This window comes from Williamsia sp. z34, assembly GCF_059553395.1.
In genome coordinates this window covers 21,996-45,600 of the sequence record NZ_JCANWW010000009.1, presented here as the reverse complement: position 1 = coordinate 45,600, position 23,605 = coordinate 21,996, and the positions used below count along the sequence as shown (strand labels likewise).

Here is a 23,605-nt window from a genome sequence, read left to right as displayed (position 1 = left end):
GCTACACCCGGGTGCGACGTCGGCGGCGGTTCATCAGGTAACCGTCGGCTCCGACACGGCCGGTGTCGGCGAGTCCGACGGCCACCAGTCCGGCGATCAGGGCGAGCGGGAGCTCATACCCGCCGTCGGCGTTCCAGAATCCGTTGTCGATGTGGGCGTAGAAAATTGCGCCGATCATATCGGCGATCAACAACAGCGAGACCAGTGGCGTCAGTACACCCAGGATGAGCAGGATGCCACCACCGAACTCGACCAGCGCGGAGTACCAGGCCGCGGCAGCGGGCGCAGGGATGTCCAGCGACCTGAAGTACGCCTCGGTGGCATCGATTCCGTTGGTGCTCAACTTCTGCCACCCATGGAAGATGAAAATTATGCCCAGGATCACACGTGCGATCAGGGATGCGAAGCTTCTCGATGTAACCATGACTGTAGGTCCTTATCCTCGAAAGAAAGTACGTCGACTTCGCCGGCCGTGTGCCCACGGGTCTTGAGACACCATCGCCAGGGTGGCCATGTAACGTCACGAGCGATCACGAATTGCCGTTGCAACGTCTCAGATGCCCACCCCGGAGCCATTGAACTCGATCGACGATGCAGATCGGAACCGAACAGGAGGATTTGTGCCAGGTAAATGCGGCAGGCGATCCTCACGGTCAGGACAGTCGATATTGGGTGACCCATCTGATGGAATCGACCCGTATCTGCCAGCCAACGGCAATCTCGGATACCGGGTTTCCCGCTACGACCTCGACCTCGAATACAAGGTCGCGACCAATCGGCTCGCCGGTGTCGCCGCCATCACCGCGACCACCGTCAGCAACCTGAGCCGCTTCAGTATCGACCTGTCATCGGCCCTCAAGGTCGAACGCGTCACCGTCAACGGCAAGCGTCCGGCCCGCTACACCCACCGCAGTCACAAACTCACCATCACGCTGGCCACCGATCTGCCGGCCGGCGGCGGGATGATCATCGTCATCAAGTACGCCGGCAATCCGAAGCCGATCCGCGGCCAGTGGGGCGAGGTCGGCTGGGAAGAGCTCACCGAGGGTTCGCTGGTCGCCGGCCAGCCCAACGGCGCCGCATCCTGGTTCCCCTGCGACGACCATCCCAGTTCCAAAGCCGCGTACGGGATCTCGATCACCACCGACAGTCCCTTCATGGCGATCGCCAACGGCGTCCTCAAGAGCAAGCGCACCAAGGCCGCTCAGACCACCTGGGTGTACGAGCAGATCGAGCCGATGGCGTCCTACCTGGCCACCGTTCAGATCGGCGCGTACACCCGAAAGACACTCAGCACCAAGCCCGTTCCCATCCACGCGGTGATCCCGCCGCGGCTGCGCAAAGAATTCGACCTCGACTTCGTCAAGCAGCGGTCGATGATGGAGGTGTTCGTCGACCTGTTCGGGCCCTACCCGTTCCCGGAGTACTCGGTGGTGGTCACCGACGACGAACTCGAGATCCCGCTCGAGGCCCAGGGCATGTCGATCTTCGGCGCCAACCACTGCGACGGCTCCGGATCGTCCGAGCGACTGATCGCACACGAATTGGCTCATCAGTGGTTCGGTAACTCACTGACGCTGAGTCGGTGGAAAGACATCTGGCTACACGAGGGATTCGCCTGCTACAGCGAATGGCTGTGGTCGGAGGCCTCGGGCGGGCTCAGTGCCGAGGCCCAGGCCCGTAAATACTACGGGCGGTTGGCGGCATCCCCCATGGATCTGGTGATCGGCGATCCGGGACCCAAGAACATGTTCGACGACCGGGTCTACAAACGTGGCGCACTGACTCTGCATGCACTGCGAAAACGACTTGGCGACAACAACTTCTTCGATCTTCTCCGGGAGTGGACGAGGGACTACCGCTACAGCTCCGTCACCTCGGCCGACTTCACCGGCCTCGCCGCCAAACACAGCCCGGAGCCGCTGAACGAACTGTGGCAGCGCTGGCTCGACGAGAAGCCGCTGCCGGCGTACCCGGGTGTCTAGATGAGTCGGGTGGCCCTGGCGACCGTGATCGCCGCGGTGTCCGGCTATCTGGTACTGCTCCTCGCGGCCCGCGCCCTCGGTGCCGACGGCTACGCGGCATTCGCGGTGTTCTGGGCCGCGTACGGACTGGTCACCGGGACCCAGAACGGGCAGCTCCAGGAAACGACCCGCGCGATCCGGGGCGCCCGGATCGCGGACGCGGGCGAGAAGGCCGCACGGCTGATGCCGCTCAACGCGGCGGTCGGGATCGGCCTGGCCCTGGTCGTGGCGGCGACGTCGATCGGCTGGGCCGGAGCGGTATTCGAGTGGTACCGCATCGAATCGGTGCTGTTGCTCGCCGCGGGTGTCGCGGCGTTCGGGGTCTACGCCGGTCTCGGCGGTGCCCTGTCCGGACTCGGCAGGTGGGGACCTTTTGCCGCACTGCTCATCGTCGATGCGCTGATCCGCTTGGCACTGACCATCATTGCCGTCATCGCCGGCTGGGGTTTGTTCGCGTTCCTGGTGATGACCGTGGCGGGCACGGTGTCGTCGGCGATTGTCGTCCTGTGCCTGCGGCCGGCCCGGGAGGCACTGGGTGCCCGCGGCGATGTCGCGGTCCGGGAATTGACCCGAAACACCTTCACGGCCATGGCCGCCGCGCTCGCCAGTGCCGCCCTCGTCATGGGTTTCCCGGTGCTGATCAAACTGTCCACCTCCGGCGACCTCGACTCTGTTGCCGGGGCCGTGATCCTGGCGGTGACTCTGACCCGGGCTCCACTGCTGGTGCCACTGAACAGCTTTCAGGGCGTCCTGATCAGCCGGTTCGTCGAGAATCGCCACCGGGTGGTGGCGTCATTGATGACCCCGCTGCTGATCGTGACCGGGGTCGGCGTGATCGGCGCGGCCCTGGCCTGGCTGGTCGGTCCGTGGCTGCTCGAGACCGTCTTCGGCGGCGACTACCGCCTCTCGGGTGTCACCATCGCCGCGCTGACCATCGGCGCGGTGGCGATGGCGGTGCTCACGCTGACCGGTGCGATGGCGCTGGCCGTCGGGCAGCACCGTCTCTACGCGGCCGGCTGGTGGGTGGCCACCGCCGCGAGCGTCGCCCTGCTGTTCGTACCGGCCGACCTCGAGGTGCGGGTCTCGGTCGCCCTCATCGCCGGGCCGTTGATCGGGATGGCCGTGCACCTGTGGGCCGCGCGGTCGGCCTCAGCGGACAACGTGCCGCGCGAGCACGGAGACAACCGGCCACTGCCTGCCGAGTAACGCTGCGGGCACCAGGGTCGCCGCGTTCAACCTGGAGGTCAGGTGGCGGCGCGCGGCACGGGCCGCATCGGGCCAGCCGATCTCCACACACCGCTGTGCCTCGCCCGAAAAGAAGGCGCGTTCCTCGTCGAAACGCCTGCCGTCCACGGCCTGCAGCGAGCTCACCGAACCGGTGTGCCTGCGGTAGGAGAAGGTGACGCGGTCGGTGAGGACCAGCGCACCGCCCGACCGCGCGATGTCGACCAGCAGGGCCAGGTCGAGCACGATCTCGAGCCCGGGCCGAAAGCCGATCGGTTTGGCCGCCGAGGTCCGCCAGACCAGAGACGGGAAGTACGTCCAGTTGCCGCGGTACAGACTCGCGGCCAGCGCCTCACCCTGTAGGACGGCCGGCGCCTGGGGTGTCATCCGGGCCTTCACCCGGTCACCCAGCGGCCGCACGACGGAGTCGTCGACATCGACGACCTGCACACCGGGTTGGACGACCGCCGCAGCCGGATGCGCCTCGAGTGCGTCCAGCGCCGTGGCCAGATGTTCGGGCGCCATCATGTCGTCGCAGCCCATGAGTGTGAACGCGGGAGCCTCGACGAGGTCGACACAACGCCGGAAGTTGCCGTTGACGCCGAGGTTCACGTCGTTGCGGAGGTGGTGCACCCGGACGTCACCGAGTGATTGCAGCCAGCGAGCGGGCTCGGGGTCGGGGTACTGATCGTCGACCACCACCAGCCGGAAGTCCGTGAAGGTCTGATCCAGCACGCTACGGACCGCGGCTTTCAGTTGATCCACGTCACCGTAGAACGGCAACATGACGTCGACAGCTGGCACGCTCCGCAGCGTACAGCGGCGAGACCGATAGACTGCCTATCGGCCCGACAGCGGTTGGGTTGTCCGGGACCTGTTTCGGTACCCGGTCGATGTGCGCGTGGAGGTGTGATCATCACTGTCTCACCCGCCGGCACCGGCAATTCCGACGTCTGGCTGATCGTTCCGGTGTTCAACGAGGAACCGGTGATCCGATCGGTGATCACCGCGGCGAAGAAGACGTTCCCGAACATCGTCTGCGTCGACGACGGCAGCAAGGACAACTCCGTCTCCGAGATTCGGGCCTCGGGAGCCGATCTCGTCCGTCACCCGGTGAACCTCGGCCAGGGCGCCGCGATCCAGACCGGTGTCGAATATGCGAGGGCGCAGCCCGGAGCCCGATACTTCGTGACGTTCGATGCCGACGGACAGCACCAGGTCGACGATGTGGTCGCCATGCTCGAACGGCTGCGCAACGAGCCACTCGACATCGTAATCGGCACCCGCTTTGCCGAAGACCGCAGCAAGAGCGTCCCGGTGATCAAGCGGATGGCACTGCGCACCATCGTCTTCCTCAGTCCCCGGACCCGCCGGATGGGTCTGACCGACGCCCACAACGGACTGCGCGTCTTCAATTCCACGGTGGCCGGTCAACTCGACCTGATCATGAACGGGATGAGCCACGCGTCGGAGTTCGTCGCGCTCATCGATGAGTACAAGTGGCGGGTGGCCGAACAACCGGTGACCATCCTCTACACCGAGTATTCGATGGCCAAGGGCCAGTCACTGCTCAACGGTGTCAACATCTTGAGCGACGGCCTGCTCGGTGGCCGGATGAGGCGGTAGCACCCCATGCTGGTCATCCAGATACTTCTGATCCTTGCCGTACTACTGATGGTCGGCTACTTCATCACCCGCCGCGGCAGTGCCCGGGCCTCGGCGTGGGTGAAGCTGATCTTCTTGGCGTTCCTGGCGTTTGGCGTCTACGCGTTGCTGCGGCCGGACGATCTGACGGTGATCGCGGGCTGGGTGGGCGTCGGACGTGGCACCGACCTGGTGTTGTACGGACTGGTGGTCGCATTCGCCTTCACCACGATCAGCACCTACCTGCGGTTCCGGGATATCGAGATCAAATATGCGCGGCTGGCACGTTCGGTGGCGCTGCAGAACGCGGCGAACGAGAACAAACACGAACCGCAGCAGCCCCCCGCCGATCCGGCTCAGTGATGGTGCGGGTGCTCGGCACCCATGACGTCATGAAGGATTCGGTGCACGATGGCGTCGGCCACCACCCGATACTGCACGGAACGACCGGTCTTCGTGGTGGTCACCCAGCCCTGATCCCGTAGCGCCCGCAGGGATTGCGACGCAGCGTTCTCGGTGATCCCCGCCGCCTCGGCGAGTTCGGCCACCACTGCCCCGGGGTGTTCGTGCATGTGGGTGAGCAGGCGCAGCCGGGTGGAATCAGACAGCAGGGCAAACCGTTTGGCCCAGTCGTCGATGTCACCCTTCGGATGGCTCACGATGCTAGGCTACGGCACACATCAAATGTGTCTGTCCAGACACATATCGAGGCGAGGGGTTCCACGGTGTTCGTGCGTCTGGCATTGATTGCAACCGCGGGGACCCTGGTCCTGGCCGGGTGTTCGTCACCGCCGGCTGAGGACTCGACCCGCATCGTGCTCGCCGACAGCGGTCCGCTCGGGGGTTACAACCCGGTATCGGGATACGGCGCGCTGGGCGTATCACCGCTGTACGAGGGACTGCTGAGACCGCAGTCGGATACCGACACCACGCTGCCCGCACTGGTCCCCTCACTCGCCGGCGGCGCCCCAGAACTCGTCGCGCCGCGGCAGTGGCGGCTCACCCTGCGCCCGGATGTCAGTTTCTCCGATGGTTCGGAGTTCGACGCGGCGGATGTGGTCGCGACCTATGACGCGGTACGCAATCCGGTTGTCGCGTCCGAGATCTCGGCCGGACTCGAACCCATCGTGGAGGTTGCCGCCGACGGACCGGATGCCGTGACAGTCACCATGAACACCGATTCCGATCCTTCGCCGTACCTCCTGCTCGGTATCGCGCCCTCGGAGATGATCGAGAATGCACCGGCCGCCGACTGGGCGCTGAACACCAAACCCGTTGGTACCGGCCCTTATGAGCTCGAAAGCCTGGACGCCGACCAGGCGGTGATGATCGCCCGCTCCGACTACTGGGGACCGCTACCGCAGGTGAGCACAATGGTTTTCACCCACAGCCCCGACGACAACAGCCGGTCCGCGCAGATCTCGACCGGCGAGGTCGATGGCGGTCCCCTACCCCCCAAGATGCTCGCCGCCCTTGATGGCCGGGACGGCATCGAGACGGTCGGGGTCCGGTCGGCCGACTGGCGGGGGGTGTCGTTTCCCGCAGGCAACACTTTCACGACCGATCCGCGAGCCCGCCTGGCCATGAACCACGGCGTCGACCGCGACGCGATGATCACCGATGTCCTGGCCGGTCACGGCCGGCCGGCCAGCACCCCGGTGGCCGACGTCTACGGGGACGCCCACAATCCGGATGCGGTGTTCGAGCACGACCCGGCACAGGCCGCGGCGATCCTCGACTCCGCCGGCTGGCGAATTGGGACCAACCGGGGCGTCCGCGAAAAGGACGGCGTCCGAGCATCATTCGAGTTGCTGTACAACGCGCAGGACACCCTGCGACGCGATCTTGCCGTCGCGTTTGCCGCCGCCATGCAGCCGCTGGGCATCGAGGTCACACCACGCGGCAGCAGCTGGGACGACATCGAGACCAGAATGGACACTTCGGCGGTCCTGCTCGGCGGCGGAGATACGCCCTACAGCATCGACTCTCAGGTCTACAACACACTCCACACCCGTGTCCCGGACTCGTCGCCCTACTCCAATCCGGGCAACTTCACCGCGCCCGGGCTGGACGAACTCCTGCAGCAGGCCCGCGAATCGCCGACCACACCGGAGAACGACGCCCGGTACCGAGAGATCCAGGCCATCTACATGGCGCAGCCGTCGTCGGTGTTCCTGGCCTTCCTCGACCACACCTACGCATACGGCGACCTCGGCTGGAAGCAGAGCGCACCCATCCTCGAACCACACTCCCATGGCGTGACGTGGGGCCCGTGGTGGAACATCACGGCCTGGAAGCGGTGAACACCGCCAGACGAAGGCTGGTCCCGGCGATGCGCCTGCTGGGACTTCGTGCCCTGATTGCGATCCCGGTGACCATCGCGGTCTCCGCTGCCATCTTCCTGCTCGCATCGCTCTCGCCGTTCGATCCGCTGGCCGCCTATCTGGGCGACAACTACCAGAACGCCACCGCGTCGCAGCGCCGGGCCACCGCCGACGCCTACAACACCGACCAAACCTGGTACGACGCGTGGTGGCAGTGGATCCGCGATGTGCTGCACGGCGATCTGGGCTGGTCATCGACCCAATCCCTGCCCGTGGCCGAGGTTCTCACCGGCAGACTGCCCTTCACCGTCGGGCTGTCCGCGGTCGCACTGCTCGCCGCCACGCTCATCGCCGTCGGTCTCGGCGCGGTCGCCGGGATGCGACGTGGCGGCCTCATCGACAAACTCTGCTCCGGTGGTTCGGCACTGTTCGCGTCGGTTCCCCCGTTTGTCGTCTCCCTCGTCCTGGTGTCGGTACTGGCGGTGGGATTGCGCTGGTTCCCCACCTCCGGGGCCCGTGAACCGGGGGATCCGTACACCGCATCCGGAATACTCGTACACGCGGTGTTGCCCTTTGTGGCCCTGACACTTTCGCAGATTCCGTGGCTACTTCTCACCACCCGCGCGGCAGTCGTCGAATCCATCGGCTCCGATGCGGTCCACGCCGCCCGCGCACGCGGAATCGGTGGCGCGGCCCTGATGCGCGGACACGTCCTTCCCACCTCCGTGGCCCCGACACTTGCATTGTTGGGAACGCGGCTTCCCGAGGTCATCGCCGGCGCGGCGATCGTCGAGACGATCTTCGGATGGCCCGGGGTCGCCTCTGTGCTGGTGGACTCTGCTGCCGCACTGGACTTTCCATTGATGGCCGCACTGGCGGTCGGATCGGCACTCGCGGTGCTGGTGGGGTCCGCACTCTCCGACGCCGCCGCCACCGCACTGGATCCACGGATCGGGATGGCAGCATGAGTACACAGAGCCTGATCAGGCACCGGACGCACCGACATTGGCCATGGCTGCTCCTCGCGGCCATCGCACTCTTCGCAATCTTGATCCCGGTGCTCGCCGGTGATCAGGTGGCCGACTTCAGCAAATCCCTCCGAGCACCCGCCGCCGACAATCTGATGGGGACCGATCATTCCGGCTACAGCCTGCTGGTCCGAACCGCCGAAGGACTCCGGATCTCGTTGCTCATGGCAGCCATATGTGCCGTTGTGGCAACAGTTCTCGGGATTATGATCGGCCTGTTATCCGTAACCGCGGGTGGCTGGATCGATGCCGTGGTCATGCGTGTGGTCGACGGGTTCAACGCCCTCCCGCATCTTGTGGTCGGGATCGTCATCGCGGCGATGTGGCGTGGCGAGCCGCTCGCGATCATCGCCTCCATCGCCCTGACCCACTGGCCGGCCGTGGCTCGCGTCGTCCGCGCGGAGTTGTTGGCCAACGCCGAGTCCGGTTGGGTGCACACGGCCCGGCTCTCCGGTGCCTCACGCTGGTTTGTCGCGCGGCGCCATCTGCTGCCCGCCGTCGGCGGTCAGGCGCTGGTGGCGATGGTGATGTTGTTGCCCCATGCGGTGTGGCATGAATCGACACTGTCGTTTCTGGGGGTCGGGCTGTCGCCGGACCGGGCCAGTCTGGGCACACTTCTCGGGCAGGCACGCGGTGACGTGATGCTGGGCGCCTGGTGGACGTTGGCGGTGCCCGCCGGAGCCCTCGTCCTCACCGCCCTGGCCATTGCGGCCGCCGCGTCCGGGCTACGGCGACGAATGGAACCGCCACCGGGAGCGATCTGGTGAGCGCCGGTGCCCTCATCCGCGATCTGAAGGTGGAGATCGCCACCAGGGGCGGTCGCGGGTCACCGAGTGTGACCGGACTTGCCGGTGTGGATCTGACCCTCGGCCGCGGCGAGGTGACCGCGCTCATGGGTGAATCCGGGTGCGGGAAGTCCCTTGTCGCAGTGGCGCTCTGCGGCCTCCTCCCGCCCGGGTGCCAGGTCAGCGGTGACGTCGAGATCGGCGGGGAGGCAATCGCGCCGAACGACGAGAAGCGTTGGCGCCAGATCCGCGGACGTCATGTCGGTCTGATTCCACAATCCCCCGCCACCTCCTTCACCCCGGTGCGGACTGTGGGCTCTCAGATCGAAGAGTGTATTCGCGTCTTGGATGGCAACTGCGGTGCCGAGGAGTTGGCCGAACTCGTTGAACTCCCGGTTTCGGCGCTGGATCTGTTTCCACATGAGCTGTCCGGCGGCATGGCACAGCGCGCCGCGATTGCTGCCGCGTTGGCCGGCAACCCGTCGGTCGTGGTGGCCGACGAACCCACCTCCGCGCTCGACCCCGACCTCGCGGCGGCGACCTGGGGACTCTTGCGCTCGATCGCAGACACCGGCGCAGCGGTTCTGGTCATCACCCACGACGTGAGAAGTCTTTTTGCACAGAAGATCTGCGATTCCGTTGCGTTGATGCGATCCGGCCGGATCGTTGCCGACGGCACACCGACGTCGGTGCTGCGCATCGACAACACCTATGTCAGCCAGTTCTTCGATGGGATCTCAGCGTGAACAGCCATTTCCTGCAAGCGAAGTCGATCTCGGTTCGATTCGGCGACCAGACCATCCTGGAGAACGTCGACGTGGAGCTGCACTCAGGTGAGATCACCGGCGTGATCGGGCCGTCGGGCAGCGGGAAGACCACCCTGCTCCGCGTCATCGCCGGGCTACAGATACCCGATTCCGGATCGATCTCCTACGACGGCGAACCCGAGACCGCGCCCGGATCGTTGGCCATGCTCGACCAGCATCCGAGAATGGTCTGCAACCCGCGCTGGACACTCTCCCAGATCATCACCGAGCCCGCCGACATCGCCGGACGCAGCGTTGATCTCATCGCAGTTGCCGACCGCGTCGGACTCGATCCGGAATTGTTCACCAGATTTCCAACCCAGGTCAGTGGCGGACAACTCCAACGCGCTTGCCTCGCACGGGTACTCGTCGGGGAACCGGCGTTTCTACTCTGCGACGAACCCACCGCGATGCTCGATCCCATCGCCACCACCGCCGTCGTCGACCTGCTCCGACAACTATCCGACGCCGGAACGGCCATCGCGCTCGTCAGCCACGACAACACACTGCTCGATCGACTCTGTACCTCGTCCCGACTGCAGTTGTGAAGCCACCGGCGCGCAGCTACGAGCGCGCCTCAATGGACAGTTCTGTTGTTCAGTGCCCGGGCCGCACCAGGTGGCCATCCCCGCGGTTGCGGTCAACCCACGTACAGTCTTGAGGGAACATCCGATGAAACGGGTTCCTCCAGATCGCCATGGACTTGACTGGTGTTCTTGACATCCTGACCTCTGCGCCGAGCCTGCAACGACACAGCACCTCAGGGCTTTCCACCCGTTGAAATGGGCCGCATTGGCGATGGCCCTGGCCGGTTTGGCAGGCAACTCGCCAGCACTCAGATCGAAGCGGACACCAACCACGGAAGAGTGCTCCCAGTAAGGACTCGGCCAACAAAATACCGCCAGCGGCAGTCGGTTTGGCCACCACCGGTGGCCAATTGTCACTACCACCATTGGCCCGGTCGCGGCGACGGCGCTGCTGTCAGACCACTTCGATACACTACTCGGCCCCAGACGTGAGTCTGGCGAAAGATATTGCGCCACAGCCGAATGAGTCCATTCGAAAGCTTGTGCGAATCGGTTTTAGGCCGTAAACTTGTCCCATGGACTTCGGGGGAATGTTCGCCAGGTTGTCAGATCTGGCCGGGGATGCGGCTGTGGTCGCCGGGGATGATGCTGAGATTTCAGCTCGCACGGTGACGGTTATCCGACTCAATCATGTTGTGGAACAGATACTTTTCCGCCTGGTCGGGGAAGTCGACCGGCTCGGGTTGGCGCAGAAATCGGGCGCGGGTTCCACAGCGCGGTTGTTGCAGCAGGAGGGGATGGCGCCGGTAGCGGCCCATCGATATGTGCGGGTGGGTAAGGCTCTCGGCGACATTCCCTCGGTAGCGGCCTACGGTGTCGACGGAGCGCTGTCGGGTGAGCATGTGGACTCGATAGTCAAGGGCCTCAACCACATTGAGCGGCGGAACCCGGATCTGGCCGACGAGGACCGCGCTGACTGTGTGCGCGGCTTGCTCACCGAGGCCTTGATGGCGAGTCCGGCGGCGGTGTCGGAGCGAGCACGCCACATGGCGATCGTGTTGTCGCCGCCGGATAAAGAAATACCCGACGCCGAAAACCATGAACTCAACGAGTTCACGCTCGGGAACGGTGACGACGGCCGCAGTCACGGCACCTTGGATCTGGATAACCTGCTGGGCGAGAAACTGCGGGTCGCCCTCGATCCGTTGTCGACGCCGGTACCCGAACCCGACGGTTCACCGGACCGTCGATCGAATGCCCAGGTCCGTGCGGATGCTCTGGAACGCCTGCTGGATTCGTACCTCGATCAAGAGGATCGTCCGACGCGCGGCGGCGCCAAACCGCATGTGGTGGTCACGGTGACCCCGGAACACCTGCAGGCGCTGCAACTACGCGGCATCCCGGGCGCCAAGGCGCCCGCGTTGGCGCCGGCCTTTGAATGGACCGGACCCGCATCAGCATCGACCGCGCAGCTGGTGGCCTGTGATTCGGTGATCACGAAGATCTTGCTCGACAACAATTCGGTGCCACTCGATGTCGGCCGCGATCAACGGACCGTGACTCCGGCGATCCGCAAAGCGTTGATCGCCCGCGACCGGGGCTGCGCCTTCCCCGGTTGTGACTGCCCTCCCGGGCGGACGGATGCCCACCACATCGACTTCTGGAGCCATGGCGGGGGCACCAGCATGATCAACATGGTCCTGCTGTGTCGGCGACACCACCGCTATATCCATCACCGTGGCTGGGAGGTGTTCATCAATCGCGATGGTCATCCGTGGTTCATCGCCCCGGACGATGCCACCAGGACCCCGATCAGATCCAACGCCCGCCGCACCCTGACCACCGAGCTCACCGCCGCATAGGCAGGCAATCCCAGAACTGCTTGATTCCAGATGCAAAAGCAACGCAGCGGAAGCTGCGTACTGCGCGATCCTTGAAAACTGAATAGTGTGGCGGGCTCCGGTACCGGATTCATCGCGGGAGGTCTCCGTATGGTCAGCAAAGCCGACTGGCAGCAACAACTGAATCAGCTGGAAAGGTCGTCGTGGCCCGCATTCCTGGATGCGAACTCGGGGCTTCCAGGACCACGGGGCAACATCGAACTGGCAATGGCCCTGGCGGACCTCGCCGCCAACGAGCTCGTCGACGCCCTGATCAGCAGCGGTGACGAGTACCGGATGTTCTGCGGCGCAGTCTGCCTCGGCGCTCGTGCCGCGGAGAATGACGTGGCGGCGCGCATGCGGGCTTTGGCCGCCGAAGACCGGTGGCGGATCCGCGAAGGGGTCGCCATCGGGCTGCAGCGCCTCGGCGACAAAGACCCGGCTGCCCTGCACCGAATCGTCAAACAGTGGGTCGACGATTCGGGCCCTCTGGTGCAGCGGGCAGCCATTGCCGCGATCTGCGAGCCTCGACTGCTGCGTGACCCGGCGGCTGCCGCGGTGGCGATCGAGGCCTGCAAACGTGCCACGGCACATTTGGCGGCGCGGTCGCTGCAGACTCGCCGGGACCCGGGGGTACGCACCCTCCGGCAGGCACTCGGCTACTGCTGGAGCGTGGCTGTGGCGGCCGATCCCCGGCCTGGCCTGGCGGAGTTTCAGCGCCTCGATGATTCAGACCCCGACATCGCGTGGATCGTCACCAACAACCTGCGCAAGAAGCGACTCGCCCGCCTGCTGTGAGGCGGATTCGGAGAAACCGTCAGCCGAGGGTCGGATCTGCCAGTGCCTGCAAGAAGGCAGTGACCTCACCGTGGTCCGGTAGTAGACCGGAGTCCCGGGCTTGGGCCAGTGTTGGTGCGGCGGTGTCTTTGTCGGAGAGTGTGAAGGTCAGTGGGCTGCCGTCGCGGGCGGTGCTGGGTAGGTTGAGGTTCAGTGCGGGGTCCAGGGGTGAGATGCCGTGTTCGCCGGTGGGGTTGTAGCCGGCTGAGCACAGGTAGGTCACGACCGAGTCGTCTTCGAGGCTGACGAAGGCGTGGCCGAGTCCTTCGCCGACGTAGAGGGCTTTGCGGTTGGAGTCGTCGAGCAGGACGCCTTCTGATTGGCCGAATGTCGGTGAGCCCACGCGGATGTCGACGACGATGTCGTAGATGGCACCTTTGGGGCAGCTGACGTATTTGGCTTGTCCGGGTGGGACGTCGGCGAAGTGCACTCCGCGTAGGACGCCGGCCGCGGAGACCGACAGGTTGGCCTGTTGCAGGTCGAAGGGATGGCCGATCGCTTCGGTGAGCAGGTCGGCGCGGAACGATTCCATGAACAGTCCACGGGGGTCACCGAACATCTTCGGGGTGATCACAAAGGCACCGTCGATGGACAGGGGTTCAATCTGCATGAGGTCAGTGTTCCATGTCGTCAGTGGTCTTTGCCGCGCTGTAGTAGGCCCAAGAGGTAACTGCCGTACCCGGATTTGAGGAGCTTGTTCGCCACGGCTTCGAGTTGGTTGTCGTCGATGAATCCGCGGCGCCAGGCAACTTCTTCTGGGACAGCGATTTTCAGCCCCTGGCGTTGTTCGACGGTACGCACGAAGTTCCCGGCATCGAGCAGCGAGTCGAAGGTGCCGGTGTCGAGCCAGGCGGTGCCGCGGGGCAGGACCTCGACCTGCAGGCGGCCCTGGTCGAGGTAGGTGCGGTTGACGTCGGTGATCTCGTATTCGCCGCGGGCACTGGGCTGCAGGCCGGCGGCGATCTCGACGACGTCGTTGTCGTAGAAGTACAGGCCCGGCACGGCATAGTTGGACTTGGGGTGTTCGGGTTTTTCTTGCAGGTCAACGGCTTTGCCCTGGGCGTCGAAATCGACCACGCCGTAGTCTTCGGGGTTGCGGACCCAGTAGGCGAAGACCGCACCGCCGTCGATGCTCTGGAAACGGTTGAGTTGTTCGCCCAGACCGGGGCCGTAGAAGATGTTGTCGCCCAGGACCAGGGCCACCGAATCGTTGCCGATGTGATCGGCGCCCAACACAAATGCTTGCGCGAGTCCGTCGGGACTGGCCTGCACCTGATAGGTCAGCGACAGACCGAATTGGGAGCCGTCGCCGAGGAGAGACTGGAACGCGGCCTCGTCGTGGGGTGTGGTGATGATCAGGATGTCCCGGATTCCCGCGAGCATCAGGGTGGTCAGCGGGTAATAGATCATCGGTTTGTCGTATACCGGCACCAGCTGTTTACTGACACCCTGAGTGATCGGATGCAACCTCGATCCGGTTCCCCCGGCCAGAATGATTCCGCGCATGGTTCACACCATAGGGTGCGGGTCCTGTCACTGCCCAGAACTGAGCCGGTCGGTAGGGTTGCACCAGCGAATGGAGGCAGCAAATGCGGGTACTGATCACCGGTGGCGCCGGTTTCATCGGCGCCAATTTTGTGCACCGCACCCTGGCCACCAGGCCTGATGCGCAGATAGTCGTCCTTGACGCGATGACCTACGCCGCCAACGCACAATCATTGGCACCGGTCGCCGACCGCATCGAGTTCGTCAAAGGCGACGTCGCCGACAACGAACTCGTCGACCGATTGGTCGCCGACGCCGACCTGGTGGTCCACTTCGCCGCCGAATCCCACAACGACAACTCCCTGGCCGACCCCACCAGCTTCGTCCACACCAACATCGTCGGCACCTTCTCACTGCTCGAAGCGGTCCGCAAACATGGCGTCCGCTACCACCACATCAGCACCGACGAGGTCTACGGCGACCTCGAACTCGACGACCCGCACCGCTTCACCGAAGCCACCCCCTACAACCCCTCGAGCCCCTACTCCTCGACCAAAGCCGGCAGCGACCTGCTCGTGCGCGCCTGGGTCCGCTCCTTCGGGGTGCAAGCGACCATCTCCAACTGCTCCAACAACTACGGCCCCTACCAACACATCGAAAAGTTCATCCCCCGCCAGATCACCAACGTGCTCTCCGGCATCCGCCCCAAGCTCTACGGCACCGGCACCAACGTCCGCGACTGGATCCACGTCAACGACCACAACGACGCCGTCTGGACCATCATCGACAAAGGCCAGATCGGCGAAACCTACCTGATCGGCGCCGACGGCGAAGCCGACAACCGCACCGTCATCGAAACCATCCTCGAACTGACCGGGCAACCCACAGACGCCTTCGACTTCGTCACCGACCGCCCCGGCCACGACCTGCGCTACGCCATCGACTCCACCCGCCTACGCACCGAACTCGGCTGGCAACCGCAATTTCTCGACTTCCGCACCGGCCTGGCCGACACCATCGACTGGTACCGCAACAACCCCGGGTGGTGGCAACCACTCAAACAAGCCACCGAAAACAAATACGCCACCACCGAAAAAGTGGTCGACTGACCCGCCTACCCGAATTCGCGCCACGTACCTGCGTACGCGCCGGTTGCAACTGGCGCGAATGCAGGCAGGTGGCGCGAATTTTGGGTGGGATTGGCCTATCGGAAGTAGTCGACAGTCCGCTTGATGCCTTCGGTCAACGACACCGCCGGGCTCCAGCCGAGCACCTCGCCGGCCAGTGATCCATCGATCGACGAATCCCGGACGTCACCGAGGCGGGCCGGTTCGAAGGTCGGATTGTCGGCCGCGCCGGCGGCAGCGGCGACCATCGTGTGCAATTCCCGGTCGGAGGTCTGCACCCCGGTGCCGACGTTGAAGCGTTGCCCACCACCGGCTTCGGAGGACGCCAACACGAATGCGGCGACCACGTCGTCGACGTACACGTAGTCGCGGGTGTTGCCGCCGTCGCCGAACAACTTGGTCGTCGTGCCGGCAAGAAGGTGCTTGGCAAAGATCGCGACCACACCGGCTTCACCGTGTGGATCCTGGCGTGGCCCATAGACATTCGCCGGCGCGATGTGGGTGCAGTCGAGGCCGTAGAGCGACCGGTACATGTTGAGGTAGATCTCGCCGCTGACCTTGGCCGCGGCATAAGGACTCATCGGCGCCAATGCCGCGGTCTCGGCCACCGGCAGGTGCTCGGGCGATCCGTAGATCGAACCGCCCGATGACGTGAAGACGATCTTGCGGACACCGGCCAGCCGGGCCGCCTCGGCGAGCCGGATCGTTCCCAGCACGTTCACCTGAGCGTCATGCAGGGGATCGGTCACCGACGCCCGGACATCGATCTGCGCGGCCAGGTGGAAGATGACCTCCGGCTCGGCCTGTGCGACAACCTCATTGAGATCGACGACGGTGATGTCACCCTCGACCACCGTGGCACCACGTGCGATCGCGGCCTGAAGATTCTCGCGGCGCCCCCGCGAGAAGTCATCTACGGCGACCACCTCGTGTCCCTGGTCGAGAAGCCGGTCGACCAGCGTCGATCCGATGAAACCGGCGCCGCCGGTGACCAATGTGCGCATTACCGCGTCCCGTTCCGTACTTCTTCGGTGACCTCGAAAATGGTCACATTGCCTTGGCGATAGATCTCCCGCAATCCCGGCGCCCCGGACTCACGCAATTGCAGATAGGGGTCTCCGAAGATGCCCTCGTCCGGTCGCGGTGGACCCTGCTGGAACGGCCAATAACTCGGCGGGGCGTCGATGACGTAGCGGATGTTCAGATCCCGCACGATCTGATCGATTTCCGGGTCACTGCCGATCTTGGCCACATTCCAGTGGAGCTCGGTCTGCCGCGCACTGAAATCGTTGGCCCGATAGAACGGGAAGAGCGGCGTCAGACCTGCCACCGGATACATCCAGCCGGTGCCCTGATCCAGGTTGTTGAGGATCACCGTGTCGCGCGCGTCGGGTTGTTGCGCAAGCCATTTGTAGGCCTCGACATCTTCGACGCCGATGCGCAGCTCGCTCCGGTACTGCGTGGCGATCTTGCCGTTGTCGGCGTAACGCCAGACCCCGGCCCCCAGGACCAGAAGCAACCCGACCATCGTCACCGCCGGGATCACCAAGACGTTGCCGCGGAACCGTTCCCGTCTGCTCAGTAGACCCGCCGCCCACAAGACCACGACGCCCACACCGATTCCCGCGGCCGCCGCGGTGAACATCGACACGACGAAGGTGAGACGGTGCGGCGAATTGTAGAAGTATCCGCCGAAGGTGCCCAGCAACTCCGACGGCAATCCCCCGAAGTCATAGATGGCGTTGGCAGTGGTCAGGACGAACACGATCCACGCCGCGACCATGCCCCAGCTTCTGGACCACACCATCCAGACCAGACCGATCGCGGCCGGAACCAGCAGGTAGATCAGCGGATAGTTGCTCTCGAGCAGATCGGTGCCCTGAAAAGCCGCGCGGGCCAGCGCGCCACCGGCGGTCGCGTCCGCATCGCGGAACCCGTATCCGGAGAGCTCGTTGTTGTCCGACATCTTGAGGGTGCCGATGATCACCGGGCTGATCAGCACCAGCGCGGCTGCACCGATCGCCGCCAGACCGGCGACGTCACCCAGCCTGCCGCGAACGGGTGCCCACAACCGCTGCAAGACCCACCACAGCCCGACGATGGCAGCGACGACGACCAGGCCGGACGGATGTGTCGCGGCGGTACCCGCGATCGCCAGTGCAGCAGCAAGTATCCGACGCCGATCGGTCAGCGCCGAGGCGACCAGCACCGCGGTGACCGGCGCGAGCGACACCCCGACCGCGTTCGGAACGGCCGTGAAGGCCAGCTCGACGTACGGAAGGGAGGGGAACACGGCGGTGATCGCTGCGGCCAGAGCCGCGAACACCGCGGCCCGGTCGGGATCGAGCCGGCTGCGGCCGAGCCAGTACGCCAGCGCCCCGATGCTGATCGGCAGGGTGAACGCCAGCACCGCCGGTGAGTAGACGTTGTAGATCTCCACCGTGTTGGCGCCGGTCAGCGGGTACAGCAGAGATCCCAGCGAATGCCAGGTGTTGGGGTAGTAGTTGAACCCGCCGGTGTCGTAGTTCATCAGTTCGCCCATGTGCAGCGCGGACGCATCGCCGGTCTGATGGATCCAGCGCAGCGCGTCGGCATGCCAGAGCGCATCCCATACCTGCGAGACGTTGTTCAAACCGAGGAACGTGGTGCCCATGAGTCGCCGGATCGACGACATCATGATGATCACCGCGCCCAGCAGCACACCCCCGGCCATCAGCAGCAGCGACCGACGGCTCGGACCTGGCGTATCGGCGACCGGGGTCGGCGCGAGCCATCCCAGGCGGCGAGCACCACGGTCCCAGCCCCACGCGATCAGCCAGCACACCACCACCATGAGCAGCGCGGTGAGCAGATTCCACGGGATCGAGACGACGCCATACAACACCGTGAACAGGCCGACCATCCCGAAGGTGAGGGGCGCCCCCGCCGCCACGGCCACCGGCCAGGGCAACGACATCCGTCGGCCGACAAGTGCGCCGGGCACGATCATGATCACTGCCGTGACCACCGTGACCCATGCGGCCAGCAGCATTCAGATCCCATCCGTCGGTTGCGAGTCTCGCCATCAAGTTCGGTTAGAACCTTAAACGAGGCCTCTGCGCACTAGGTTGAAGCATATGGACTGGCCACGTCATATCCCGACATTGACCGATCGGGTGATCACCCTGCGGCCTCTGACCAGTGCCGATATCCCATCCGTGCACGCCGCGAGCCAGGATCCGCTGACCGTCGCGTTCACGATGGTGCCGAGTCCGTACACCGCAGCCGATGCCCGCGACTTCGTCGAGAGTCGGTCGGTGCGGGTCTGGCCGGGGTTCGATCTGGCGATCGTCGATGACGCCAACAGTTTCCTCGGCCTGTGCAGCCTGCACTCCGAAGACGACGATGCGATCACCAAAATCGGGTACGCGGTCGCCCCGTGGGCACGTGGGCGGGGCATCGCCACCCGCGCGACCCGACTACTCATCGACTACTCCTGGCAGATCGGGGCCGTCCGGGTGTGCCTGGACGCCTACGCAGAGAACGCCGGCTCGCGGGCGGTGGCCGGCAAGTGTGGGTTCGTCGAAGAAGGCGTCGCGCGGTCGGCGGCACTGGGTAAGGACGGCCGACGCCACGACGTGGTGCTGCACGGCCTCCTCCGGACGGATCCCAGAGCGTAGCCGCTGCGATCAGACGACCTGGTAGGTGGCGTGTATCGCTGTCGAGGTCGGGGTCACGCTTTGCCGCATCAACGTGCGCGTGGGGCCGCCGGCGAACAACGGCGTCCCGGCACCCAGGATCACCGGCGCGTGGTGCAGGCTCAGCACGTCGACCAACCCCGCTGCGATCGCCGAACCTGTCGTGGCACCGCCGCCCATCAGGACGACATCGAGGTCCCCCGCTCGTCGCCGTGCCGCAGCGACGGCGTCGGACAGACCCGTCGTGACAAACGTCCAATCGAGGTCGGTGAGCCGCATCGATGCGGGCGGCGTACTCGTGACCACCACAAACGAGGGTTTGCCGACCTCCCCGGCGCCGTACCCGACATCGTCGTCCCAACCACCCGGTGCGTCCACCACGTCGAAGAGCCGCCGACCCATGACAACAGCCCCCGACCGGGCGGTCCCTTCACCCAGAACCCGTTTGTCGTCGGGATCGTCGGAGAACGCCCAGGTGTGCAGGGCCTCGCCGCCAACGCCCAGCCCGTCGTCCGGGCCGGCGCCGGGCCCGGTGACGAAGCCGTCAAGGGAAACCGAGATGTCCGCGATGATTCGAGTCATACGACGGTAGACCAGAACTGCCGCCCGAACTCATCGTTGCCCCTCGCGACCGGCCAGGATGCCGAGGATCTCCTGCACCAGCGCATCCGAATCCGCGCCGGTCGTGTCGATCACGAGGTCCGGGTTCACCGGGGCCTCGTACGGGGTATCGACTCCGGTCAGCCCTTTGAGTTCACCGGCGCGGGCCCGCGCGTACAGCCCCTTCGGGTCGCGGCGCTCGCACTCCGCCAGCGGGGTGGCCACGTGCACTTCGATGAACGGCAGGTCCGCGGCCGCACTGAGTGCCCGCGGGATCTCCCGGTCCGAACGCAGCGGTGAGACGAGCGAGGCGATTGCCACCACCCCGGCGTCGGCAAACAATCGGGTCAGATGCCCGACCCGACGGATGTTCTCGGCCCGATCACCCGCCGAGAAGCCGAGGTCGTCGGAGAGTCCGTGACGGACGTTGTCGCCGTCGAGCAGGTACGCCACCCGCCCGGCCTCGACCAGTTCCCGTTCCAGCGCAACCGCCACCGTCGATTTGCCCGACGCCGGCAGTCCGGTCAGCCAGATGACCGCGCCCCGTTGGCCGACAGCGTTCCAGCGGTGGTTTCGTTCCAGTGCCGACGGATGCCACTTGATGTCATTGCGTTTGCGTTCACCGGGTTTGACCACCCGGGCCTCGGTGATCGTGCCGGCTCCGACGGTGTCGTTGGAGTGCTCGTCGATCAGGATGAACGCCCCGACATCCTTGTTCGTCGAATACGGGTCGGCCACCACGATCGAACTGGTGCGCAGGGTCACGGTTCCGACGTCGTTGAGCGCGAGCTCCACCGGATTCTTTTCTTCGCCAAGGGTTTCCGGATCGAGTCGACCGCTGATCTCCTGCACCGTCGCGCGCACGGTCCGGGTGGCCTGCTTGAGCCCGATCCGGTCTCCGGCCCGTAACGGGGTCTTCGAGAACCAGCAGACCGTTACGTCGAGTTCGCGGGCGGACACCGGCAGGTGCGCGTCGCCGGCGCCGCTGACGATCATGTCGCCGCGGCCGACGTCGATGTTGTCGGCCAGTTCCACCGACACCGACAGCGGCGCCACCGCAATGGTGCGGTCGGCGTCCAAGGTGTCGAGAGAGGTGACGGTGCTTCGGGATCCGGAGGGCAGCACCAGGATCGGGTCCCCCACCTGCAGGGTTCCGGCCGCCAATCGTCCGGTGTAGCGTCGCCGCTGCCTGTCGTCCGGTCGCGAAACCCACTGCACGGCAAGACGGACCTCGGTGGGCAGCGGGGCCGGTGCGCTCAACTCGACACCTTCGAGGAACTCCAGCAACGTCGGACCGGTGTACCAGGGCGTGTTGGCCGAACGGGTGACCACGTTGTCGCCGATCTTCGCCGCCAACGGGACCACCGCGAGCCCCTTGACCCCGAGTCGCGCTGCGAGCGTGTGCAACTCGGCTTCGACCTCGCCGAACCGCTCCTGGCTGTAGTCGACGAGGTCGATCTTGTTCACGGCGGCCACCAGATGCGGGACGCCCAGGAGCGTCGCGATCCGGGCATGACGGCGGGTCTGCCGCACCACGCCGGCGCGGGCGTCGACGAGCAGCACTGCCACGTGGGCATTCGACGCGCCGGTGAACATGTTTCGCGTGTACCGCTCATGACCGGGCGTGTCGGCCAGGATGAAATTGCGGGTGGCCGTGGAGAAGAAGCGATAGGCAACATCGATGGTGATGCCCTGCTCGCGCTCGGCCCGCAGTCCGTCGGACAGGGCGGCGAGGTCGGCAACCCCCTCGGTGTCTGTCACGGATTCGAGATGGTCGGTGGGCAGACTGTCGGTGTCGTGCATCAGGCGCCCGATCAGGGTGCTCTTGCCGTCGTCGACCGATCCCGCGGTGGCGAGCCGCAACAGTTGGCGAGTCATCAGAAGTACCCCTCCCGTTTGCGGTCCTCCATGGCCGCGACCGAGGTCCGGTCGTCGGCGCGGGTCTCACCACGTTCGGACACCGTCGACGCCGAGATCTCCTTCACCACATCGGCAATCGTGGTCGCCCGGGAACGGACTGCACCGGTGATGGTCAGGTCGCCCACGGTCCGATACCGGACCCATTCGACCCGGGCGATCTCTTCGTCGGCCGGATTGGTGTATTCCGAGGTGGCGAGCAGGATGCCGTCGCGCTCGAACACCTCTCGCTCGTGCGCGAAGTAGATCGGCGGCAGCTCCAGACCTTCGAGTTCGATGTACCGCCAGATGTCGAGTTCGGTCCAGTTGCTCAACGGAAACACCCGAACCTGTTCACCTTTCCGGATCCGGCCGTTGTACAGGGACCACGGCTCGGGCCGCTGGGACCGGGGGTCCCACTGACCGAACTCGTCGCGGAAGCTCATCACCCGCTCCTTGGCCCGCGCCCGTTCCTCGTCACGGCGGGCACCACCGAACGCGGCATCGAACCCGCCCGCCTCGAGTGCGTCGAGCAAGGTCCTGGTCTGCAGGCGATTACGGGATCCGGCGCGGCCGCCGACCTCCTGCACCCGGCCGCGGTCGATGGATTCCTGCACCGATCCCACGATCAGCCGATGCCCACCCTCGGCGAGTCGTCGATCCCGAAAATCGATGACCTCGGGAAAGTTGTGACCGGTGTCGATGTGCAGGACCGGAAACGGGAGCGGCGATGGTCGAAAAGCCTTCTCCGCCAGCCGTAACAGGACGATGGAATCCTTTCCGGCAGAGAACAGCAGGACCGGTCGTTCGAGTTCGGCCACCACCTCCCGGATGATGTGCACCGCCTCGGCTTCGAGTATCCGCAGTTCGTCCACGTGTGTGATGTCGCCGGCGATCCCCGCACTGCTGCTCATGTGGGCAGTCCCCTCTGCTCTGCGTCCTCGCGATAGCGCTGTACCCACTCATTCGAACGGCCGTTGGCCTGCCGTTCCAGGACCGGAGGTGGCGCGGAGGCCGGATCGAGGCCCAGCGCGGTCAGGATTCCGGCGATGACCGTTGTGGTCTCACGGGCCAGATCGCGATAGTTCACCTCGATGGGCGTGATCGCCTCCTCGGCAAACCATTCACGCCAACCCTTTTCCTGGTCACGCAGGATGGACACCAGATGTGCGATGCCGTCGGCGTTGTACTCTGCGGTGTCGTCGAGTGCCGGCGGCGCCTGACCGCGCCAGACCTGGGTCTGCACCGCCCGCCAGAACGAGACCGCCTGCGGCACCGGATCCTCCCGATTCACCTTGATGAACAGGGGATCCTCGCCGAGGACGTCACGCAGCGCCGATCGCAATCCGGTCCCGCTGCGCCCGGTCAGGCCGGCTGCACGCTCGATGACCAATGGGGTCTGATTCCACATCAACTTGCCGCCCCACACACCGTTTCCGGTGCGGCCGTGACTGGAGATCCGGATTCGCCACTCGTCGCTGGTCTCCGTGGTCGGGGTACCCGGTTCCAGTGGCGCAAGCAGTTTCAGTATCTGAGGATCGTCGACACCGGCGAACCACTGCCGGGGCTGCGGTGCGCGCGACGTACTGGGCAGATACTGGAAGTATTCTTCGGGCTCACCGGCGATACCGGTGTACCGCAGGCACTCGACGAGCAGTGTGCTGCCACTGCGCTGCGATGCGCACACAAGGTAAGACCGGGGCCGGTTTGCCATGGCACTGAATATAGAGATATCCAGCGC

Annotated in this window: 24 protein-coding genes; 13 read left to right on the top strand and 11 right to left on the bottom strand. The window is 65.3% G+C overall.

Annotated elements, in window-relative coordinates:
* Position 1: 1 nt before the first annotated feature.
* Complete coding sequence (locus AC51GT_RS20525) at positions 2 to 424, bottom strand: DoxX family protein (RefSeq protein ID WP_496326808.1); 423 nt, start codon at positions 422 to 424, stop codon at positions 2 to 4.
* 196 nt (positions 425 to 620) lie between these two features.
* On the opposite strand from AC51GT_RS20525, the gene AC51GT_RS20520 reads away from it, so the two are divergent.
* Entirely contained in the window at positions 621 to 1,985 is a 1,365-nt protein-coding gene (locus AC51GT_RS20520) for a M1 family metallopeptidase (RefSeq protein ID WP_496326807.1), read from the top strand.
* On the top strand, positions 1,986 to 3,230 hold the full coding sequence (locus AC51GT_RS20515; RefSeq protein WP_496326806.1) for a polysaccharide biosynthesis protein: 1,245 nt from the start codon (positions 1,986 to 1,988) through the stop codon (positions 3,228 to 3,230).
* On the opposite strand, the gene AC51GT_RS20510 is transcribed toward AC51GT_RS20515, so the two are convergent.
* Positions 3,174 to 4,034, bottom strand: a complete 861-nt coding sequence (locus AC51GT_RS20510; protein ID WP_496330079.1) for a glycosyltransferase family 2 protein — start codon at positions 4,032 to 4,034, stop codon at positions 3,174 to 3,176. The two genes, AC51GT_RS20515 and AC51GT_RS20510, sit on opposite strands and share 57 nt — an antisense overlap.
* Before the next feature lie 123 nt (positions 4,035 to 4,157).
* Here AC51GT_RS20510 and ppgS point away from each other — a divergent pair, with 123 nt between their 5' ends.
* Together ppgS and AC51GT_RS20500 are read left to right on the top strand one after the other, a co-directional pair.
* Entirely contained in the window at positions 4,158 to 4,874 is a 717-nt protein-coding gene (gene ppgS / locus AC51GT_RS20505) for a polyprenyl-phospho-N-acetylgalactosaminyl synthase PpgS (RefSeq protein ID WP_496329992.1), read from the top strand.
* Positions 4,875 to 4,880: 6 nt separating this feature from the next.
* Entirely contained in the window at positions 4,881 to 5,255 is a 375-nt protein-coding gene (locus tag AC51GT_RS20500) for a DUF2304 domain-containing protein (RefSeq protein WP_496326804.1), read from the top strand.
* On the opposite strand, the gene AC51GT_RS20495 is transcribed toward AC51GT_RS20500, so the two are convergent.
* On the bottom strand, positions 5,249 to 5,551 hold the full coding sequence (locus tag AC51GT_RS20495) for an ArsR/SmtB family transcription factor (protein WP_496326803.1): 303 nt from the start codon (positions 5,549 to 5,551) through the stop codon (positions 5,249 to 5,251). The genes AC51GT_RS20500 and AC51GT_RS20495 overlap by 7 nt on opposite strands.
* 27 nt (positions 5,552 to 5,578) lie before the next feature.
* On the opposite strand from AC51GT_RS20495, the gene AC51GT_RS20490 reads away from it, so the two are divergent.
* From AC51GT_RS20490 to AC51GT_RS20460, 7 genes are all read left to right on the top strand, one after another.
* Positions 5,579 to 7,195 (top strand): ABC transporter substrate-binding protein, encoded by a 1,617-nt coding sequence (locus AC51GT_RS20490; RefSeq protein ID WP_496329991.1) that lies wholly within the window; start codon positions 5,579 to 5,581, stop codon positions 7,193 to 7,195.
* Between the two features lie 29 nt (positions 7,196 to 7,224).
* On the top strand, positions 7,225 to 8,184 hold the full coding sequence (locus tag AC51GT_RS20485; protein ID WP_496330078.1) for an ABC transporter permease: 960 nt from the start codon (positions 7,225 to 7,227) through the stop codon (positions 8,182 to 8,184).
* Positions 8,181 to 9,011 carry an ABC transporter permease gene (locus AC51GT_RS20480; RefSeq protein ID WP_496329990.1) on the top strand — a complete coding sequence of 277 codons (831 nt, stop codon included), beginning with the start codon at positions 8,181 to 8,183 and terminating at the stop codon, positions 9,009 to 9,011. The genes AC51GT_RS20485 and AC51GT_RS20480 overlap by 4 nt, the downstream gene beginning before the upstream one ends.
* Positions 9,008 to 9,775, top strand: a complete 768-nt coding sequence (locus AC51GT_RS20475) for an ATP-binding cassette domain-containing protein (RefSeq protein WP_496326800.1) — start codon at positions 9,008 to 9,010, stop codon at positions 9,773 to 9,775. The genes AC51GT_RS20480 and AC51GT_RS20475 overlap by 4 nt, the downstream gene beginning before the upstream one ends.
* Positions 9,772 to 10,383, top strand: coding sequence for an ABC transporter ATP-binding protein (locus tag AC51GT_RS20470; protein WP_496329989.1), 612 nt, complete (start codon positions 9,772 to 9,774; stop codon positions 10,381 to 10,383). Before AC51GT_RS20475 ends, AC51GT_RS20470 begins: the two co-directional genes overlap by 4 nt.
* Positions 10,384 to 10,937: 554 nt before the next feature.
* Positions 10,938 to 12,224 carry an HNH endonuclease signature motif containing protein gene (locus AC51GT_RS20465; RefSeq protein ID WP_496329988.1) on the top strand — a complete coding sequence of 429 codons (1,287 nt, stop codon included), beginning with the start codon at positions 10,938 to 10,940 and terminating at the stop codon, positions 12,222 to 12,224.
* A gap of 129 nt (positions 12,225 to 12,353) precedes the next feature.
* Positions 12,354 to 13,040: a HEAT repeat domain-containing protein gene (locus AC51GT_RS20460; protein ID WP_496329987.1), complete on the top strand. Its 687-nt coding sequence runs from the start codon at positions 12,354 to 12,356 to the stop codon at positions 13,038 to 13,040.
* A gap of 19 nt (positions 13,041 to 13,059) precedes the next feature.
* Here the strand turns inward: AC51GT_RS20460 and AC51GT_RS20455 are convergent, their stop codons facing one another.
* A complete protein-coding gene (locus AC51GT_RS20455; protein ID WP_496329986.1) occupies positions 13,060 to 13,689 on the bottom strand; it encodes a dTDP-4-dehydrorhamnose 3,5-epimerase family protein in 630 nt (209 codons plus the stop codon).
* A gap of 20 nt (positions 13,690 to 13,709) precedes the next feature.
* Complete coding sequence (rfbA, locus tag AC51GT_RS20450) at positions 13,710 to 14,585, bottom strand: glucose-1-phosphate thymidylyltransferase RfbA (protein ID WP_496326795.1); 876 nt, start codon at positions 14,583 to 14,585, stop codon at positions 13,710 to 13,712.
* An 83-nt stretch (positions 14,586 to 14,668) separates the two neighbouring features.
* On the opposite strand from rfbA, the gene rfbB reads away from it, so the two are divergent.
* The gene (rfbB, locus tag AC51GT_RS20445; RefSeq protein ID WP_496329985.1) at positions 14,669 to 15,673 is read left to right on the top strand and encodes a dTDP-glucose 4,6-dehydratase; all 1,005 of its coding nucleotides are present in this window, start codon (positions 14,669 to 14,671) and stop codon (positions 15,671 to 15,673) included.
* A gap of 95 nt (positions 15,674 to 15,768) precedes the next feature.
* Here rfbB and AC51GT_RS20440 read toward each other — a convergent pair whose 3' ends face one another.
* Both AC51GT_RS20440 and AC51GT_RS20435 read right to left on the bottom strand, forming a co-directional pair.
* A complete protein-coding gene (locus tag AC51GT_RS20440) occupies positions 15,769 to 16,695 on the bottom strand; it encodes an NAD-dependent epimerase/dehydratase family protein (protein WP_496326793.1) in 927 nt (308 codons plus the stop codon).
* Positions 16,695 to 18,722, bottom strand: a complete 2,028-nt coding sequence (locus AC51GT_RS20435) for a DUF6541 family protein (RefSeq protein ID WP_496329984.1) — start codon at positions 18,720 to 18,722, stop codon at positions 16,695 to 16,697. Before AC51GT_RS20435 ends, AC51GT_RS20440 begins: the two co-directional genes overlap by 1 nt.
* Positions 18,723 to 18,807: 85 nt before the next feature.
* Here AC51GT_RS20435 and AC51GT_RS20430 point away from each other — a divergent pair, with 85 nt between their 5' ends.
* Positions 18,808 to 19,350 (top strand): GNAT family N-acetyltransferase, encoded by a 543-nt coding sequence (locus tag AC51GT_RS20430; RefSeq protein ID WP_496329983.1) that lies wholly within the window; start codon positions 18,808 to 18,810, stop codon positions 19,348 to 19,350.
* A 9-nt stretch (positions 19,351 to 19,359) separates the two neighbouring features.
* Here the strand turns inward: AC51GT_RS20430 and AC51GT_RS20425 are convergent, their stop codons facing one another.
* Genes AC51GT_RS20425 through stf0 form a run of 4 tightly spaced genes read right to left on the bottom strand, consistent with a single transcriptional unit; the run spans position 19,360 to position 23,578 of the window.
* Positions 19,360 to 19,950, bottom strand: a complete 591-nt coding sequence (locus AC51GT_RS20425) for a dihydrofolate reductase family protein (RefSeq protein ID WP_496326790.1) — start codon at positions 19,948 to 19,950, stop codon at positions 19,360 to 19,362.
* A gap of 30 nt (positions 19,951 to 19,980) precedes the next feature.
* Positions 19,981 to 21,846, bottom strand: a complete 1,866-nt coding sequence (cysC, locus tag AC51GT_RS20420; protein WP_496329982.1) for an adenylyl-sulfate kinase — start codon at positions 21,844 to 21,846, stop codon at positions 19,981 to 19,983.
* Positions 21,846 to 22,778, bottom strand: coding sequence for a sulfate adenylyltransferase subunit CysD (gene cysD / locus AC51GT_RS20415; protein ID WP_496326788.1), 933 nt, complete (start codon positions 22,776 to 22,778; stop codon positions 21,846 to 21,848). Before cysD ends, cysC begins: the two co-directional genes overlap by 1 nt.
* On the bottom strand, positions 22,775 to 23,578 hold the full coding sequence (stf0, locus tag AC51GT_RS20410) for a trehalose 2-sulfotransferase (RefSeq protein ID WP_496329981.1): 804 nt from the start codon (positions 23,576 to 23,578) through the stop codon (positions 22,775 to 22,777). Before stf0 ends, cysD begins: the two co-directional genes overlap by 4 nt.
* Positions 23,579 to 23,605: the final 27 nt, after the last annotated feature.